The 16,792-nt window shown below is 61.7% G+C and carries 25 protein-coding genes; 3 read left to right on the top strand and 22 right to left on the bottom strand.

Annotated elements, in window-relative coordinates:
* Positions 1 to 173: 173 nt before the first annotated feature.
* Positions 174 to 1,121 (bottom strand): P1 family peptidase, encoded by a 948-nt coding sequence (locus QRN51_RS21685; RefSeq protein WP_284991838.1) that lies wholly within the window; start codon positions 1,119 to 1,121, stop codon positions 174 to 176.
* Positions 1,122 to 1,425: 304 nt separating this feature from the next.
* Between QRN51_RS21685 and QRN51_RS21680 the strand changes: the two genes are divergently transcribed.
* From QRN51_RS21680 to QRN51_RS21670, 3 genes are read left to right on the top strand one after another with little or no spacing between them, the layout of a single operon-like run.
* Positions 1,426 to 2,376, top strand: coding sequence for a carbohydrate ABC transporter permease (locus QRN51_RS21680; protein WP_284991837.1), 951 nt, complete (start codon positions 1,426 to 1,428; stop codon positions 2,374 to 2,376).
* Positions 2,373 to 3,311 (top strand): carbohydrate ABC transporter permease, encoded by a 939-nt coding sequence (locus QRN51_RS21675; RefSeq protein ID WP_284991836.1) that lies wholly within the window; start codon positions 2,373 to 2,375, stop codon positions 3,309 to 3,311. Before QRN51_RS21680 ends, QRN51_RS21675 begins: the two co-directional genes overlap by 4 nt.
* 58 nt (positions 3,312 to 3,369) lie before the next feature.
* Positions 3,370 to 4,716 carry an ABC transporter substrate-binding protein gene (locus QRN51_RS21670; RefSeq protein WP_059387375.1) on the top strand — a complete coding sequence of 449 codons (1,347 nt, stop codon included), beginning with the start codon at positions 3,370 to 3,372 and terminating at the stop codon, positions 4,714 to 4,716.
* 107 nt (positions 4,717 to 4,823) lie between these two features.
* Here QRN51_RS21670 and map read toward each other — a convergent pair whose 3' ends face one another.
* The 21 genes from map to rplD all read right to left on the bottom strand — a co-directional run bounded on the left by map (position 4,824) and on the right by rplD (position 16,791).
* Positions 4,824 to 5,651, bottom strand: coding sequence for a type I methionyl aminopeptidase (gene map, locus QRN51_RS21665; RefSeq protein WP_284991835.1), 828 nt, complete (start codon positions 5,649 to 5,651; stop codon positions 4,824 to 4,826).
* Between the two features lie 222 nt (positions 5,652 to 5,873).
* Positions 5,874 to 6,443, bottom strand: a complete 570-nt coding sequence (locus QRN51_RS21660; RefSeq protein WP_284991857.1) for an adenylate kinase — start codon at positions 6,441 to 6,443, stop codon at positions 5,874 to 5,876.
* A gap of 5 nt (positions 6,444 to 6,448) precedes the next feature.
* Positions 6,449 to 7,759 (bottom strand): preprotein translocase subunit SecY, encoded by a 1,311-nt coding sequence (gene secY / locus QRN51_RS21655; RefSeq protein WP_059387373.1) that lies wholly within the window; start codon positions 7,757 to 7,759, stop codon positions 6,449 to 6,451.
* Between the two features lie 187 nt (positions 7,760 to 7,946).
* Positions 7,947 to 8,441, bottom strand: a complete 495-nt coding sequence (gene rplO / locus QRN51_RS21650; RefSeq protein ID WP_284991834.1) for a 50S ribosomal protein L15 — start codon at positions 8,439 to 8,441, stop codon at positions 7,947 to 7,949.
* The gene (gene rpmD, locus QRN51_RS21645; RefSeq protein ID WP_059387371.1) at positions 8,441 to 8,647 is read right to left on the bottom strand and encodes a 50S ribosomal protein L30; all 207 of its coding nucleotides are present in this window, start codon (positions 8,645 to 8,647) and stop codon (positions 8,441 to 8,443) included. Before rpmD ends, rplO begins: the two co-directional genes overlap by 1 nt.
* Before the next feature lie 2 nt (positions 8,648 to 8,649).
* Positions 8,650 to 9,321, bottom strand: coding sequence for a 30S ribosomal protein S5 (gene rpsE / locus QRN51_RS21640; RefSeq protein WP_171983517.1), 672 nt, complete (start codon positions 9,319 to 9,321; stop codon positions 8,650 to 8,652).
* A gap of 29 nt (positions 9,322 to 9,350) precedes the next feature.
* Complete coding sequence (rplR, locus tag QRN51_RS21635) at positions 9,351 to 9,734, bottom strand: 50S ribosomal protein L18 (RefSeq protein ID WP_059387369.1); 384 nt, start codon at positions 9,732 to 9,734, stop codon at positions 9,351 to 9,353.
* 3 nt (positions 9,735 to 9,737) lie between these two features.
* Entirely contained in the window at positions 9,738 to 10,274 is a 537-nt protein-coding gene (gene rplF / locus QRN51_RS21630) for a 50S ribosomal protein L6 (protein ID WP_059387368.1), read from the bottom strand.
* An 18-nt stretch (positions 10,275 to 10,292) separates the two neighbouring features.
* Entirely contained in the window at positions 10,293 to 10,691 is a 399-nt protein-coding gene (gene rpsH / locus QRN51_RS21625; protein WP_028265096.1) for a 30S ribosomal protein S8, read from the bottom strand.
* Positions 10,692 to 10,768: 77 nt separating this feature from the next.
* Positions 10,769 to 11,347, bottom strand: coding sequence for a 50S ribosomal protein L5 (rplE, locus tag QRN51_RS21620; protein ID WP_059387367.1), 579 nt, complete (start codon positions 11,345 to 11,347; stop codon positions 10,769 to 10,771).
* Entirely contained in the window at positions 11,347 to 11,709 is a 363-nt protein-coding gene (gene rplX / locus QRN51_RS21615; protein ID WP_059387366.1) for a 50S ribosomal protein L24, read from the bottom strand. Before rplX ends, rplE begins: the two co-directional genes overlap by 1 nt.
* 3 nt (positions 11,710 to 11,712) lie before the next feature.
* A complete protein-coding gene (rplN, locus tag QRN51_RS21610; protein WP_003803789.1) occupies positions 11,713 to 12,081 on the bottom strand; it encodes a 50S ribosomal protein L14 in 369 nt (122 codons plus the stop codon).
* Between the two features lie 347 nt (positions 12,082 to 12,428).
* Positions 12,429 to 12,728 (bottom strand): 30S ribosomal protein S17, encoded by a 300-nt coding sequence (rpsQ, locus tag QRN51_RS21605; RefSeq protein ID WP_059387365.1) that lies wholly within the window; start codon positions 12,726 to 12,728, stop codon positions 12,429 to 12,431.
* Positions 12,725 to 13,048 carry a 50S ribosomal protein L29 gene (gene rpmC, locus QRN51_RS21600; RefSeq protein WP_059387364.1) on the bottom strand — a complete coding sequence of 108 codons (324 nt, stop codon included), beginning with the start codon at positions 13,046 to 13,048 and terminating at the stop codon, positions 12,725 to 12,727. Before rpmC ends, rpsQ begins: the two co-directional genes overlap by 4 nt.
* A 2-nt stretch (positions 13,049 to 13,050) precedes the next feature.
* Entirely contained in the window at positions 13,051 to 13,467 is a 417-nt protein-coding gene (gene rplP, locus QRN51_RS21595; protein WP_028265101.1) for a 50S ribosomal protein L16, read from the bottom strand.
* Positions 13,468 to 14,304 (bottom strand): 30S ribosomal protein S3, encoded by an 837-nt coding sequence (gene rpsC, locus QRN51_RS21590; RefSeq protein WP_284991833.1) that lies wholly within the window; start codon positions 14,302 to 14,304, stop codon positions 13,468 to 13,470. It lies immediately after the preceding gene.
* Positions 14,305 to 14,670 carry a 50S ribosomal protein L22 gene (gene rplV, locus QRN51_RS21585; RefSeq protein WP_028265103.1) on the bottom strand — a complete coding sequence of 122 codons (366 nt, stop codon included), beginning with the start codon at positions 14,668 to 14,670 and terminating at the stop codon, positions 14,305 to 14,307.
* A gap of 38 nt (positions 14,671 to 14,708) precedes the next feature.
* The gene (gene rpsS, locus QRN51_RS21580) at positions 14,709 to 14,990 is read right to left on the bottom strand and encodes a 30S ribosomal protein S19 (RefSeq protein WP_018773666.1); all 282 of its coding nucleotides are present in this window, start codon (positions 14,988 to 14,990) and stop codon (positions 14,709 to 14,711) included.
* Between the two features lie 12 nt (positions 14,991 to 15,002).
* Positions 15,003 to 15,842 (bottom strand): 50S ribosomal protein L2, encoded by an 840-nt coding sequence (gene rplB, locus QRN51_RS21575; protein WP_028265104.1) that lies wholly within the window; start codon positions 15,840 to 15,842, stop codon positions 15,003 to 15,005.
* Between the two features lie 29 nt (positions 15,843 to 15,871).
* Positions 15,872 to 16,177, bottom strand: a complete 306-nt coding sequence (gene rplW / locus QRN51_RS21570; protein WP_059387362.1) for a 50S ribosomal protein L23 — start codon at positions 16,175 to 16,177, stop codon at positions 15,872 to 15,874.
* Positions 16,174 to 16,791 (bottom strand): 50S ribosomal protein L4, encoded by a 618-nt coding sequence (rplD, locus tag QRN51_RS21565; protein ID WP_059387361.1) that lies wholly within the window; start codon positions 16,789 to 16,791, stop codon positions 16,174 to 16,176. Before rplD ends, rplW begins: the two co-directional genes overlap by 4 nt.
* Position 16,792 lies beyond the last annotated feature (1 nt).

The following is a 16,792-nucleotide window of genomic DNA, read 5'->3' as shown; positions in this document are numbered from 1 at the left end:
GCCCCTGCCACTCCACGAAGCAGGACTCGCGACCTGTTAAATGGGCGTGGCTGTGCAGACAACCAACAGACAACTCTACGCCAAGACGGCGCGAAAGTTAAATCCGCCCATGCTAGCGCAGACACCGGCACGGTGTCACGCTTCCCCTGGCCGCGGGACCCCCTTGGATCCCGCTAAACCGCGCCGTAGGCAGGGTAGGTGCCTGCCGCCGTCGTGATTGATTCCGCGGCCGCGACACCGTCGAGGACAGCCAGGCGGACGGCGTCGGCCGCCGCGCTTTGCAGGGTGATGAGCGAGACTTGCCGCGCTTGTTCCGAACTGCGGTCAAGCACGACGGCGCCGGTCGCCAGCGCGAACACGGTGTCGCCGTCGGCGAGGGTATGGGAAGGACTCAACGCCCGGGCGAGGCCGGCGTGTGCGGCACTTGCGGTGCGCTTGCATTCAGCCGGGTCGAGGACGGCGTTGGTGGCGACGACCACGAGCGTGGTGTTCAGTGCCGGAGGCCCCGGTTCGGAGGTGCCGGCTTCCGCCTGCGGGGACGATATGCCGAAAGGCATCCCGAGCGCGTTGACCACTGCGAGCGCACCCACCACCACGCCGCTGTCCAGGGTGATGGACGAGGTGCCCACTCCCCCCTTGAACGCGCCGCGGCCGATCACGGCACCGGTGCCGGCACCGACGTTTCCGCGCCCGACGTCGGCGTGCTCGCTTGAAGCCGCAGCCGCGCCTGCCGCTTCGTATCCCATGGCTTCGTCGGGGCGGGCGGCGAAGTCACCGCCGCGACCCAGGTCGAAGATCGCGGCGGCCGGAACGATCGGTACCACTCCCCCCGGCACTGCGAAGCCGCGTCTTTGTTCTTCGCACCATCGCTGGGCACCGTGGGCCGTGACCAAACCGAAGGCGCTCCCGCCGGTGAGCACGACCGCGTCGACCGTGGGCACCAGGGTGGTGGGATCGAGGGCGTCCGTCTCGTGCGTGCCCGGCCCGCCGCCGCGCACATCCACGGAACCCACAGTCCCGGGCGGCGGAAGGACAACGGTCACCCCGCTGAGCCAGCCGTCGCCGATCCGCTGGACATGTCCCACCCGAATTCCCGGCACATCAGTGATCTTGGAAGTCATGGGCCTATTCTGCTCCTCCCCGCCCAACTGACTGGCAGTTGTTGTCGTTATGAGCCTTCTAAACGACACCAACTGCGAGGCAGTTGGGAACAAACGGTAGTTGTGCCTCGAATGTAAACACGGCCCCATCCGCCACGAAACATCGAGTGAACGAGCGCAGAAGGCTTGTCCAACAATCCCGCGAACGCCCCCTTTTGTGACTTGACAGGTGTTTGCGTGTGGTGAGGTAAAAACTAGCCGCCCCCTTGACCCACCAGTCCGAGTCCGGCGCGCCCCGATATCTGCGAACCGTTAGAGACCTCCCATGACAAGACAACTGACTGGCAGCCCCGTGGCCACCGCGCAGGCTGTCCCGGCCCCTCAGCGCCGGGGACGCTGGTCCGGCCGAACCCGACGCGACTTCTTCGTATTCCTGGCATTGGCATTGCCGAACTTGGCGCTGATCGCGGTGTTCACGTATCTGCCCCTCATCAACAACATGTATTACTCGACCCTTGACTGGACCCTGGGCTCCACCTCGGCCACCGTCGTGGGCCTCGACAACTACGTCACCTTCTTCACCAGCTCCGACGCCCCGCAAGTACTCGGCACCACGCTCATCTTCACCGTGGTCACCGTCGGTGGCTCCATGGTGCTGGGCCTCTTGGTGGCCCTGGCCTTGAACGCGAAGGTCCGCGGCACCACATTTGCGCGCTCTGCCGTCTTCGCCCCCTACGTCCTCAGTGGAGTGGGCGTCGGCCTCGTATGGCTGTTCATCTTCGATCCCGGATACGGCGTGCTGTCCTGGCTGCTCCGCGGCATCGGCCAGCAAAGTCCCCAGTGGATCAACGATCCGCAACTCTCCCTCGCGATGGTCATCATCGTCTACGTCTGGAAGAACCTGGGCTACTGCGCGGTCGTGTACCTCGCCGGGCTCCAATCGCTCCCGAAGGACGTCATGGAGGCCGCTTCCCTGGACGGAGCCAACGGGTTCCGCCGCTTCATGAGCATTTCCGTTCCCCTGCTCTCGCCCACCACGTTCTTCCTGCTCATCACCACGATGATCAGCTCACTTCAGGCCTTCGACCTGATCCGCATCATGACGCCGCTGGGCAACGGCACCAGCACCCTGATCTACGAGGCCTATCTGCAGGCCTTTGGCGCCTACAACCGAGCCGGCTACTCCGCCGCCATTTCAGTGGTGCTGTTCGCCATCCTGCTCATCATCACCGTGCTCCAGTTGCGGTTCGTCGAACGGAAGGTGCACTACTCATGAGCACGCTCTCCCCCGTCAGCCCCAACCCCGCGAGCGGCGTCGGGACCCTTAAAGCTCCCGACGGCGGTCCGGACCTGCCGGCGCGGCGCGACAAGCCGTTCTCCCGCGCGAACCTCATCCAGACGCTGGCAGGCGGCTACATCCCGCTGATCGTGGCCACCCTCGTGGTAGTCCTGCCGCTGTTGTGGATGCTGCTGAGTTCCTTCAAGCAGCCCGGCGAGATCGTCACCACGGATCTCAAGATCCTCCCGCAGGGCCTGAACCTGGAGAACTACCACACGGCCATGACCACTGTGCCGTTCGCACAGTTCTTCCTGAACAGCCTGATCGTCACCACAGTCGGCTCCACGGTCAAGGTGATCCTGGCGATCCTGACGGCCTACGCCCTGGTTTTTGTCCGTTTCCCGTTCAAGAACGTCATCTTCGTCGTGATCCTCGTGGCCCTGATGGTGCCGCCGCAGGTGTCGATCCTCCCCAACTACATCCTGATCGCAGGGATCGGCGGGAAGAACACCCTGTGGGGAATCATTCTCCCGGGACTCGGCACGGCCTTCGGAACCTTCCTCCTTCGCCAGCATTTCAAGACCCTTCCGGGGTCCATCCTCGAAGCGGCGGAAATCGACGGTGCGGGCCATTGGCGCAGGCTCTGGCAAGTGGTTGTCCCCGTTTCGCTCCCCTCGATCGCCACCGTTGCCCTCGTCACAGTCGTCAGCGAATGGAACGACTACATCTGGCCCCTGATCATCACGGACCGCCCGGAAACCATGACCCTCCCGGTCGGCCTGACTCTCCTTCAAAACTCCGAAGGAAACGGCGCAGGCTGGGGGATCTTGATGGCAGGAGCTGTCCTGGTGATCATTCCCATCCTCCTGGTCTTCGCAGCGTTGCAACGCTACATCGTTGCCGGGCTCACCCAGGGCAGCGTCACCGGCTAACAGCACAGCACGTCCACACAACCCCATCACCACCTTTGCATCCTTGAGAGGACCAATCATGGCAATGAATCTTGATCGTAGAAACTTCCTGGGGCTCGCCGGACTCGGAGTCGGCGCCGCCGCCCTTGCAGCATGCGGCGGTCCGTCGACGGGCGGCAGCGCAACGAGCAGCAGCCCCTCGGACATCGACTTCACGGGGGTCAAGCCGGCCGGCTCCTTCGACTTTTGGACCAGCCACCCCGGCCAGTCCCAGGCGGTCGAGCAATCCATCATCGACAAGTTCCAGGCGAAGTTCCCGGACATCAAGGTGAACCTCGTGACGGCGGGCGCCAACTACGAGGAAATCGCGCAGAAGTTCCAGACCTCGCAGGCAGCGAAGTCGGCCCTCCCCGGCCTCGTGGTGCTCTCCGACGTCTGGTGGTTCCGCTACTACACCAACGGCAACATCATCCCGTTGGACGGACTCATCAAGCAGCTGGACGTCAAGATTGACGACTTCCAGAAGTCCCTCGTCGCGGACTACCAATACGCCAACAAGCAGTGGGCGCTCCCCTACGGCCGCTCCACCCCGCTTTTCTACTACAACAAGGACCATTTCAAGGCCGCCGGCCTTCCGGACCGGGCTCCCAAGACCTGGCAGGAGTTCGCCGAGTGGGCCCCCAAGCTCCAGGCAAGCTCGGGCGCGAAGTACGCCTACATCTACCCGGCCCTTGCCGGATACGCCGGCTGGACCCTGCAGAACAACCTGTGGGGCTGGGGCGGCAGCTGGTCCAACGGCTGGACCTTCAACTGCGACTCCACCGAGTCCGTCACGGCCCTGCAGTGGGCCCAGGACTCCATCTACAAGGACAAGTGGGCCGGCGTCTCCTCCAAGAACGCCGCGGACGACTTTTCCGCAGGCATCACCTCCACCACGATCTCCTCCACCGGAGACCTGCTGGGCGTGCTGAAGTCCGCTAAGTTCAACGTCGGCGTCGGCTTCCTGCCGGGCGGCCCCAAGGCCGAGACCAACGTCTGCCCCACCGGCGGCGCGGGACTCGGGATTCCCAGCGGCGTCAGCAAGGAAGTCCAGCTCGCGGCTGCCACTTTCCTGAAATTCATGACCGAACCTGAGAACACGGCGGCATTCTCCGCTGCCACCGGCTACATGCCCACGCGCGTTTCCGCGGACATGACTGCGGTCCTCGCCAAGACTCCGCAAATCAAGACGGCCATGGACCAGCTCGCCGTGACCAAGGTGCAGGACAACGCCCGCGTATTCCTGCCCGGTGCCGATCAGGAAATGGCCAAGGCTGCTGCGAAGATCCTCACCCAGCAGGGCGACGTGAAGGCCACCATGACGGACCTCAAGACAACCCTCGATGGCATCTACACCAAGGACGTGAAGCCCAAGCTCAAGAGCTGAGGCTCAACGCGCCGAGTGCTGCCCGCCGCCCAACTAGCTTGCAATTAATGTCGTTTTGACGCGTCAGAACGACATCTAATGCGAGCTAGTTGGGCAGCCGCGTCTGATCAGGGAATCGGAACGGGCACGACGCCGAGCGGCGCCAGCTGCTCCGCGCCGCCGTCGGGCGCGGAAAGCACCCAGATGCCCTTTTCGTGGACGGCGACCGAGTGCTCCCACTGGCACGAGCGCTTGCCGTCAGTGGTCACCACAGTCCAGTCGTCGTCGAGGGTTGCTGTTTCGATGCTGCCGCGGACGAGCATGGGCTCAATCGCAAGGCAGAGTCCCGGCCTGATTTTCGGGCCTCGGTGCGTAGTGCGGTAGTTCAACACGTCAGGGGCCATGTGCATCTCGGAGCCGATGCCGTGTCCTACGTAGTCTTCCAGGATGCCCAGCGGCTTTCCCGGGACGGAGGAGACGTAGTCGTCCACGGCGTTGCCGACATCGCCGACGAACTTGCCTTTGGCCAAAGCAGCGATTCCGCGCCACATGGCGGCTTGGGTGACATCCGAGAGCCGCTGATCTTCAGGATCCGCCGCGCCGACTATCACAGTGCGTGCAGAGTCGGAGTGCCAACCGTCAACGATCGCCCCGCCATCAATCGAAATGATGTCCCCGTCCTGCAGGACCCGGTCGCCTGGGATGCCGTGAACCACTTCCTCGTTGACGGATGTGCAGATGGTGGCGGGGAAGCCGTGGTATCCGAGGAAGTTCGACTTCGCTCCAGCGTCGATGAGGACCGCGGCGAACACGGCGTCGATCTCGCGCGTGGTCACGCCCGGTTTCGCAGCTTCAACGGCTGCGTCGAGCGCTCTGCTGAGGACCAATCCGGCCTCGTGCATTTTGCGCATTTGCTCATTGGTCTTGTATTCGATGCGGGGCTGGCCGAACGCCATGGTCTCCTCTTGTCGTGTGCTGCTTGTGGTGGGCTGCAGATCCAGACCCCCTCTGGCTTCCTATTTTCCCGCATCAGCGGCCCAGCCCGAAACCGGAGCCACAAACGCCCGTAAATTGGTTCTGATTTCAGGCGCTCAAACGGGGAAGCAAAAAGGGCGTGTCCCGCACGGGAGCAGTCAGCTCCGGCGCGGGACACACCCTCTTCAACAGTCGTTCGGCGGCTAGACCGCCTTGGCTGCCTCGATGGCCAACAGGACGCGATCCGTGACCTCGTCGATGCCGCCAATGCCATCGACCTGGGTCAGGATGCCCCGTTCGGCATACTTGGCCACGACGGCCTCGGTCTGCTCGTGGTAGAGGTCCAGGCGGTGGCGGATGACGCCTTCGTTGTCATCCGAGCGCCCGGTCTCCTTGGCACGGCCCAGCAAACGCGAAACAAGTTCCTCGTCGTCGGCCGTCAGCTGAAGCACGACGTCGAGCTTCTCTTCCGTGTCGGCGAGGATCCGGTCCAGGTATTCCACCTGGGCGGTGGTGCGCGGGTAGCCGTCGAGCAGGAAGCCGTTCTCGACGTCGCTTTCACTCAGGCGGTCGCGGACCATCTTGTTGGTGACGCTGTCCGGAACGAAATCGCCGGCGTCCATGTACTTCTTTGCCTCAATACCCAGCGGGGTTTCGCCCTTGACGTTCGCACGGAAGATGTCGCCGGTAGAGATGGCGACTACGCCCAAGCGCTCGGAAATCCGCTCAGCCTGGGTTCCCTTGCCCGAACCCGGGGGTCCAATGATCAGCATTCTCGTCATCGCAAAAGCCCTTCGTAGTGACGTTGTTGTAGCTGCGCATCAATCTGCTTGACGGTTTCCAGGCCCACACCCACCATGATCAGAATTGACGTGCCACCGAACGGGAAGTTCTGGTTGGCGCTGATCAGGACGAGTGCGACCAGCGGAATCAACGCCACGAAGCCCAAGTAAAAGGCGCCGGGGAGGGTGATCCTGGAAAGCACGTACTGCAGGTAGTCCGCGGTCGGTTTACCCGCCCGGATGCCCGGAATGAACCCTCCGTACTTCTTCATGTTGTCCGAGACCTCTTCAGGGTTGAAGGTGATCGCGACGTAGAAGTAGGTGAAGAACACAATCATGACGAAATACAGCGCCATGTAGATGGGGTGGTCGCCCTTGGTGAGGTTGTTGTTGATCCACTCAACCCACGGGGCGATGGACTCTCCGGCCTTCGGCTGGTTGAACTGCGCAATCAGCCCCGGCAGGTAGAGCATCGAGGAGGCAAAGATGACAGGCACGACGCCGGCCATGTTCACCTTGATGGGGATGTAGGTGCTGGTGCCGCCCACGGTGCGCCGGCCGATCATACGCTTGGCGTACTGGACCGGAATGCGCCGCTGGGACTGCTCCACGAAGACCACGAGTGCGACGGTTACGAGGCCGATCGCCAACACCGTGAAGAAGGTGCCCGGTCCCTTGGAGTTCCAGATGGCACCGAGCGAGGTCGGGAAGCCGGCAGCGATGGAGGTGAAGATGAGCAGGGACATGCCGTTGCCCACGCCCTTCTCGGTAACCAGTTCGCCCATCCACATGATGAGGCCGGTACCGGCCGTCAAGGTGATGACCACGAGGATCGTGGCGATGATGCTCGTGTCCGGGATGATCGGCAGCTGGCAGTTCGGCAGCAGCTGTCCGGAGCGTGCCAGGGACACCAGCGTGGTGGCGTTCAGCAAGCCCAGCGCAATGGTCAGATAACGCGTGTACTGCGTCAGCTTCGACTGGCCCGAGGCACCTTCGTCATACAGCTGCTGGAACCGCGGAATGACCACGCGGAGCAGCTGCACGATGATGCTCGCCGTGATGTACGGCATGATCCCCAGGGCAAAGATCGAAACCTGCAGCAGTGCACCACCGCTGAACAGGTTGACGAGCTGGTAGAGGCCGCCCTGGTCCTGATTGCTTGACAAACATTGCTGAACATTTTGGTAGCTCACACCAGGCGAGGGGATAAAAGCTCCCAAGCGGAAGATTGTGATGATTCCCAGCGTGAACAACAACTTGCGTCGCAGATCAGGCGTCCGAAATGCCCGGCCGAATGCGCTTAGCAAGCGTCCTCCTGAGTTAAAAGTCCAAGGGTGTCGAAAGGGGTCATTGAAACCCAACACCCGAGTCTAACGGTTTGATGCGCCATGCGAACAATCGAGGGGTGCGCGCCATATGAAAAAACTCCCGGAGCAGGGGGCCGAAGCCCTCCGCACCGGGAGTCTTTTTACAGCGAGCGATAGCCCAGAGCCCTTAGAGGGCAGTGGTGGTTCCGCCTGCTGCTGCGATCTTCTCAGCTGCGCTGGAGGAGAAAGCGTGGGCGGTGACGTCAACCTTGACGGTGATGTCGCCGGTGCCCAGCACCTTGACGGGCTGGTTCTTGCGAACGGCACCCTTCTCAACCAGGGACTCGACGGTGACAGCGCCACCTTCCGGGAACAGCTCGTTGAGCTTGTCCAGGTTTACAACCTGGAACTCAACCCGGAACGGGTTCTTGAAGCCGCGAAGCTTCGGCAGGCGCATGTGCAGCGGCAACTGGCCGCCGGCAAAGCCAGCCTTGACCTGGTAGCGGGCCTTCGTACCCTTGGTACCGCGACCTGCGGTCTTACCCTTGGAGCCTTCACCACGACCAACACGGGTCTTGGCAGTCTTGGCACCGGGGGCGGGACGCAGGTGGTGGACCTTCAGAGTGTTCTGCTTGTCGGCAGCCACGTTCTCTGCCTTATCGGCGGTTTTGTTCTCGGCCATTACTTCGCCTCCTCTACATTCACGAGGTGCGGAACCGTGTTGAGCATTCCAACGGTTACGGCATCAGCGGTACGGACAACAGTGTGTCCGATGCGCTTGAGGCCGAGGGACCGCAGGGTCTCACGCTGGTTCTGCTTGGCGCCGATGACGCCCTTGATCTGGGTGATCTCCAACTGAGCGTCGGAGGGAGTCAGGTTCTTAGCCATGACTAGACACCTGCCTTCTGGTTCTGGAGTGCGCGCACCAGAGCAGCAGGAGCAACCTCGTCCAGCGGCAGGCCACGGCGGGCTGCCACGGAAGCGGGCTCTTCCAGTCGCTTCAGGGCGTCAACAGTCGCGTGAACGATGTTGATGGCGTTCGAGGAACCGAGCGACTTGGAGAGAACGTCGTGGATACCGACGCATTCCAGTACCGCGCGGACCGGACCACCGGCGATAACACCGGTACCCGGGGAAGCCGGACGCAGCATGACAACGCCTGCTGCGGCCTCACCCTGCACGCGGTGCGGGATGGTGTTGCCAACGCGGGGAACGCGGAAGAATGACTTCTTAGCCTCTTCAACGCCCTTCGCGATAGCTGCCGGAACTTCCTTCGCCTTGCCGTAGCCGACGCCAACCAGGCCGTTGCCGTCACCGACGACGACCAGGGCGGTGAAGCTGAAGCGACGACCACCCTTGACGACCTTGGCAACACGGTTGATGGTTACAACGCGCTCTACGAACTGGCTCTTCTCGGCCTCGCGACCGCCGTCGCGGCCACCACGGCCACCACGGTCGCCGCGGCCCTGGCCACGGTCACCACGCTCGCCACGACGGCCGCCGCGGCGGTCGTCGGTGGCAGCAGCAGTCTCAGTTGCCTCAGCAGCTGCAGCTTCAGTCACCTGAATGTCCTTTTCGTTATTCTCAACGGTCACAGTGCCAGCCCACCTTCACGTGCGCCGTCAGCGACGGCGGCGATCCGGCCGTGGTACTTGTTACCACCGCGGTCGAAGACAACAGCTTCGATGCCTGCAGCCTTGGCACGCCCGGCAACGAGCTCGCCGACGCGCTTGGCCTTGGCAGTCTTGTCGCCGTCGAATGCACGAAGGTCAGCTTCCAAAGTGGAAGCGTAAGCCACGGTTACACCCTTGCTGTCATCGACAACCTGGACGAAGATGTGGCGTGCGGAGCGGTTGACGACCAGACGAGGACGAACAGCCGTGCCGGTGATGCGCTTGCGGATACGAAGCTGGCGACGGCTGCGTGCAGCAGACTTGCTCTTGTTCGTACGCTTCTTGTTAATTGCGATGGCCATGGTTTACTTACCAGCCTTTCCGACCTTGCGGCGGATAACTTCGCCGGCGTAACGGACACCCTTGCCCTTGTAAGGGTCGGGCTTGCGCAGCTTGCGAATGTTGGCAGCAACCTCGCCGACCTGCTGCTTGGAGATACCAGCGACGGAGAGCTTGGTCGGCCCCTCCACCGTGAAGGTGATGCCTTCCGGAGCGGAGACATTGACCGGGTGGCTGAAGCCGAGAGCGAACTCAAGGTCAGAACCCTTGGCCTGAACGCGGTAACCGGTACCAACGATTTCAAGCTTCTTTTCGTAGCCCTTGGTGACGCCCTCGATCATGTTCGCGATCAGGGTGCGGGTCAGGCCGTGCAGGGAACGCGAAGCGCGCTCGTCGTTCGGGCGGGTGACAGTCAAGGTGCTTTCGTCCAGGGTGACCTCGATCGGGCTGGCTACAGTGTGGCTCAGCTCGCCTTTGGTGCCCTTGACGTTGATGACAGAGCCATCAACCTTAACTTCAACGCCGGCAGGAACGGTGATGGGGAGACGTCCAATACGTGACATTATTCTCTTCCTTTCCCGTTACCAGACGTACGCGAGGACTTCGCCGCCCACGCCCTTCTTGCCGGCCTGCTTGTCAGTCAGGAGGCCGGAAGAGGTGGACAGGATTGCGATACCCAGGCCACCCAGCACGTGAGGCAGGTTGGTGGACTTCGCGTAAACGCGGAGACCAGGCTTGGAAATGCGGCGGACACCAGCAATCGAACGCTCGCGGTTCGGACCGAACTTGAGGTCGATGGTCAGCTTCTTGCCGACTTCGGCTTCCTCTTCCTTCCAAGCAGCGATGTAGCCTTCTGCCTTCAGGATGTCGGCAACGCGTGCCTTGAGCTTGCTGTACGGCATGCTCACGGTGTCGTGGTATGCCGAGTTGGCGTTGCGCAGACGCGTAAGCATGTCTGCGACAGGATCTGTCATAGTCATTGTGGGCTCTTGCCCTTCCTCGTAATGGTTTCCGCGTTGGCTGCAAAGCAGCCGCGGCCGGACCTACTACGTAGTTATTAGTCTTCGGATTTGAACGGGAAGCCAAGTGCCTTGAGCAGCGCACGGCCTTCGTCATCGGTCTTTGCAGTGGTGACAACCGTGATGTCCATACCGCGAACGCGGTCGATGGAGTCCTGGTCGATTTCGTGGAACATAACCTGCTCGGTCAGACCGAAGGTGTAGTTGCCGTTGCCGTCGAACTGCTTGCCGTTAAGGCCGCGGAAGTCGCGGATACGGGGCAGGGCGAGGGTCACGAGGCGGTCCACGAATTCCCACATACGGTCCCCACGCAGAGTTGCGTGTGCACCGATGGGCATGCCTTCGCGCAGCTTGAACTGGGCGATCGACTTGCGGGCCTTGGTTACCTGCGGCTTCTGGCCGGTGATCAGGGTGAGGTCGCGGACAGCGCCGTCGATCAACTTGGAGTCCTTGGCGGCATCTCCAACACCCATGTTCACAACAACCTTCACCAGGCGGGGAACCTGGTTCACGTTCTCGTACTTGAATTCCTCAACCAGGGTCTGCTTGATGGAATCGGCGTACTTCGTCTTCAGACGCGGAACGATCTTCGCTGGAGTCTCGAGAGTCTCAGTCATTAGATGTCCTTCCCGGATGCCTTGGACACGCGGACACGGACGGACTTGGAGACGCCGTCCTTCTCAACGGTCTCGAGACGGAAACCAACGCGGGTCGGCTTCTTGGTCGAGGGGTCAACAAGAGCAACGTTGGAGACGTGGATCGGGGCCTCAACGACCTCGATGCCACCGGTCTTGGTGCCGCGCTGCGACTGACCGACCTTGGTGTGCTTGGTGACTCGGTTGATGCCTTCTACCAGGACGCGGTTGGTCTCGGTGAACACGCGAAGAACCTTGCCCTGTTTGCCACGGTCGCCGCCACGTTCCTGCTTGGCGCCGGTGATGACCTGAACCAGGTCACCCTTCTTGATCTTTGCACCCATGGGTTACAGCACCTCCGGAGCCAGCGAAACGATCTTCATGAACTTCTTGTCACGCAGTTCACGACCAACCGGGCCGAAGATACGGGTACCGCGGGGGTCGCCGTCGTTCTTCAGAATCACAGCTGCGTTCTCGTCAAACTTGATGTAGGAACCATCCGCACGGCGGCGTTCCTTCTTGGTACGAACGATGACAGCCTTGACGACGTCACCCTTCTTTACGTTGCCGCCCGGGATAGCGTCCTTGACGGTTGCGACAATGACGTCGCCAATGCCTGCGTAGCGACGGCCGGATCCACCGAGAACGCGAATGGTAAGGATTTCCTTAGCACCCGTGTTGTCGGCGACCTTCAGTCGCGACTCCTGCTGAATCAATTTTTACTCCTTGCGTCGCGCCGGTTCTCAGACCGAAATGGAGCATACGGAATGAGCCTTGCGGAACGGTTGATCGGGGTGTCTCTTGACCTGCCTGGATTTTGCCAGTGCAGGCCTAAACTCCCGTGCCGCCAGCATCAGCTTCCCTTGCGGAAATAACTGCGCGGGGCAGTATGCCGCGGCACGATTGTTTACGAGGTGGTCGTTGACGCACAACTGGCGCCATACAAACTCAATATCCTAGCACGTTTTATGCTAAGGACCGAAACGCGGAAAGGCCCGCATTCCTTCCGGAATACGGGCCTTCCACCAATCCATATCGCTGCCGGACAAAGCCCGACGCGGGATTACTTAGCCTTTTCGAGGATCTCGACCAGGCGCCACCGCTTTGTAGCGGACAGCGGGCGGGTCTCAGAGATCAGAACGAGGTCGCCGATGCCGGCGGTGTTCTGCTCGTCGTGAGCCTTGATCTTCGAGGTGCGGCGAATGACCTTGCCGTACAGAGCGTGCTTCACGCGGTCTTCAACCTGAACAACGATGGTCTTTTCCATCTTGTCAGAGACAACGTAGCCGCGACGCGTCTTACGGTAACCGCGCTGTTCAGCGCTGGCTGCTGCTTCCGTCACAGTTTCCTTCTGTTCGCTCACTTGGCGTCCTCTCCAGCCTCGGCTTCGGCCTTCTCAGCCTTGGCTTCTGCCTTCTTGGACTTCTTTTCTTCCTTGGCTTCCACAACCGGTGCGGCAACCTCGGCACGAATGCCCAGCTCGCGCTCACGGAGAACGGTGTAGATGCGTGCGATGTCCTTCTTTACCGCGCGCAGACGACCGTGGTTCTCCAGCTGTCCGGTGGCGGACTGGAAACGCAGGTTGAACAGCTCTTCCTTGGACTTGCGGAGTTCTTCAACGAGACGCTCGTTGTCGAAACCGTCCAGCTGTGCGGGTGCGAGATCCTTCGACCCTACTGCCATTTCTATTCACCACCTTCGCGACGCACAATGCGTGCCTTCAACGGCAGCTTGTGGATTGCCAGGCGCAGTGCCTCGCGAGCTACCTCTTCATTGACACCGGCGAGCTCGAAGAGAACGCGGCCCGGCTTGACGTTTGCGACCCACCATTCCGGAGAACCCTTACCGGAACCCATGCGGGTTTCGGCCGGCTTCTTCGTCAGCGGACGGTCCGGATAAATGTTGATCCAGACCTTACCGCCACGCTTGATGTGGCGGGTCATCGCGATACGGGCAGACTCGATCTGACGGTTCGTGACGTAGGCCGGGCTCAGCGCCTGGATGCCGTACTCACCGAAGGTGACCTTGGTGCCGCCCGTTGCAGCGCCGGAACGACCCGGGTGGTGCTGCTTACGGTGCTTGACTCGACGTGGGATAAGCATTTAAGCCTGTCCTCCTTCTGCTGCGGGAGCAGCAGCTTCAGCTGCCGGAGCCTCTGCAGCAGCAGGTGCTGCGTCAGCTGCCGGACGGTCGGTACGACGACGGCGGTCACCACGGTCCGCGCCACCCGGGCGGCCCGGGCGGTCGCTCGGACCACGGCCGCGGGACGGAGCAGCAGCTGCCTGCTGAGCCAGTTCCTTGGCAGTGACGTCGCCCTTGTAGATCCAGACCTTCACGCCGATGCGGCCGAAGGTGGTCTTGGCTTCGTAGAAGCCGTAGTCGATGTTCGCACGCAGGGTGTGCAGGGGCACACGGCCTTCGCGGTAGAACTCCGAGCGGGACATTTCTGCGCCACCCAGTCGACCGGAGCAAGCAATACGGATACCCTTGGCACCCGCACGCTGTGCGGACTGCATGGCCTTCTTCATCGCACGGCGGAAAGCCACGCGGGAAGTCAGCTGCTCAGCAACGCCCTGGGCAACAAGCTGGGCTTCCATCTCGGGGTTCTTGACCTCGAGGATGTTCAGCTGGACCTGCTTGCCGGTGAGCTTCTCGAGCTCGCCGCGAATGCGGTCTGCTTCTGCGCCGCGGCGGCCGATGACGATACCCGGGCGGGCCGTGTGGATGTCCACGCGGACACGGTCACGGGTGCGCTCGATTTCGACCTTGGCGATGCCAGCGCGCTCCATGCCCGTGGACATGAGCTGGCGGATGCGGATGTCTTCGCGAACGAAGTCCTTGTACCGCTGGCCAGCCTTGGTGCTGTCAGCAAACCAGTGCGATACGTGATCGGTGGTGATGCCGAGTCGGAACCCGTGCGGGTTTACTTTCTGTCCCACTTAGCGAGCCTCCTCTTTCTCCGGGGTAGCGACTACCACGGTGATGTGGCTCGTGCGCTTCTTGATCTGAAATGCGCGACCCTGAGCACGCGGCTGGAACCGCTTCATGGTCGGGCCTTCATCAACAAACGCTTCGCTGATGTAGAGGTCTCCTTCGTCAAAGGCAACGCCGTCGCGGTCCGCGAGGACCCGTGCGTTTGCCATTGCCGACTGAACTACCTTGAATACCGGCTCCGAAGCTGCCTGTTCGGCGAACTTCAGAATTGCCAGAGCCTCATTCGCTTGCTTACCACGAACAAGGTTGACGACGCGCCGGGCCTTCATAGGCGTTACGCGGATGTGACGCGCAATAGCCTTGGCTTCCATTGCTTTCCTTCTCTCGTCTTAGCCGTAGAGCGAGCGCCTTAGCGGCGCTTGCCCTTACGGTCGTCCTTGACATGGCCGCGGAATGTCCGCGTGGGAGCGAATTCGCCGAGCTTGTGCCCGACCATCGACTCAGTGACAAACACCGGAATGTGCTTGCGTCCGTCGTGAACGGCAATCGTGTGACCCAGCATGTCCGGGACGATCATCGAACGGCGGGACCAGGTCTTGATGACGTTCTTGGTGCCCTTTTCGTTTTCCCTGGCGACCTTCACAAAGAGGTGCTGGTCTACGAAAGGACCTTTTTTCAGGCTGCGTGGCATGTGTCCAGGCTCCTATCGCTTGTTCTTGCCAGTACGGCGGCGACGAACAATAAGCTTGTCGCTCTCTTTGTTGGGGCGGCGGGTGCGGCCTTCACGCTTACCGTTCGGGTTGACCGGGTGACGTCCACCGGAAGTCTTACCTTCACCACCACCGTGCGGGTGATCGACCGGGTTCATGGCGACACCACGGACGGTCGGGCGAACGCCCTTCCAGCGCATACGGCCGGCCTTACCCCAGTTGATGTTCGACTGCTCGGCGTTGCCGACCTCGCCGACGGTAGCGCGGCAGCGCACGTCAACGTTGCGGATTTCACCGGAGGGCAGACGCAGCTGGGCGAAACGGCCTTCCTTGGCGACGAGCTGAACCGAAGCACCTGCGGAACGGGCCATCTTGGCGCCGCCACCCGGACGCAGTTCAACTGCGTGGATGGTGGTACCAACCGGGATATTGCGCAGCGGCAAGTTGTTGCCCGGCTTGATGTCAGCGTCGGGGCCAGCCTCGACGAAGTCACCCTGGGACAGCTTGTTCGGGGCGATGATGTAACGCTTGGTGCCATCAACGTAGTGCAGGAGGGCGATGCGAGCCGTGCGGTTCGGATCGTACTCGATTTCGGCAACGCGGGCGTTGACGCCGTCCTTGTCGTGGCGACGGAAGTCGATCAGACGGTACTGGCGCTTGTGGCCACCACCCTTGTGACGGGTAGTGATCTTACCGGTGTTGTTACGGCCGCCAGTCTTGTGCAGCGGACGCAGCAACGACTTTTCCGGAGTCGATCGCGTGATTTCGGAGAAGTCGGCTACGCTCGAGCCGCGACGGCCCGGGGTAGTCGGCTTGTATTTACGGATTCCCATAATTCATTTCCTCGTTAAAGTGGTCTCCGCTACGCGAGCGGACCGCCGAAGATGTCGATTGTGCCTTCTTTGAGGGTGACAATTGCACGCTTGGTGCTCTTGCGCTGTCCCCAGCCGAATTTGGTCCGCTTGCGCTTACCGGCACGGTTGATGGTGTTGATCGATTCGACCTTGACGGAGAAAATCTTCTCCACGGCCAGCTTGATCTCGGTCTTGTTCGAGCGGGGGTCCACCAGGAAGGTGTACTTGCCCTCGTCGATCAGGCCGTAGCTCTTTTCCGAAACGACGGGTGCAATGACGACGTCGCGCGGGTCTTTGATGGTGGCTGCACTCACTTGGCATCCTCCTCGTTCTTTGCCTTGTCAGCGATGAAAGCCTCGAACGCAGCCTTGGTGAAGACAACGTCGTCGGAAACCAGCACGTCGTAGGTGTTCAGCTGGTCTGCGTACAGAACGTGAACATCTGCGAGGTTGCGCACGGACAGTGCGGCAACATCGTTGGCGCGCTCGATAACAACGAGCAGGTTCCGACGCTCGGAGACTGCACGCAACGCGGCCAGTGCTGCCTTGGAGGACGGCTTGGTGCCGGCAACCAGTTCAGAAACGACGTGGATGCGGCCGTTACGGGCGCGGTCGGACAGGGCGCCACGCAGTGCGGCAGCCTTCATCTTCTTGGGGGTCCGCTGGCTGTAGTCACGCGGCGTCGGGCCGTGGACGATGCCACCACCGGTCATGTGAGGAGCACGGATGGAACCCTGACGGGCGCGGCCGGTGCCCTTCTGCTTGAACGGCTTGCGGCCTGCACCGGAAACTTCGGCGCGGGTCTTGGTCTTGTGGGTACCCTGGCGAGCAGCAGCGAGCTGTGCGACGACGACCTGGTGCAGCAGCGGCACGTTGGTCTGGACGTCGAAGATCTCTGCAGGCAGGTCTACCTTGACAGTGCTAGTCATT

This window comes from Arthrobacter sp. efr-133-TYG-120, assembly GCF_030209785.1.
Taxonomy (GTDB): domain Bacteria; phylum Actinomycetota; class Actinomycetes; order Actinomycetales; family Micrococcaceae; genus Arthrobacter.
The sequence above is the reverse complement of the archived record's forward strand: the minus strand, read 5'-3'. Positions and strand labels throughout refer to the sequence as shown.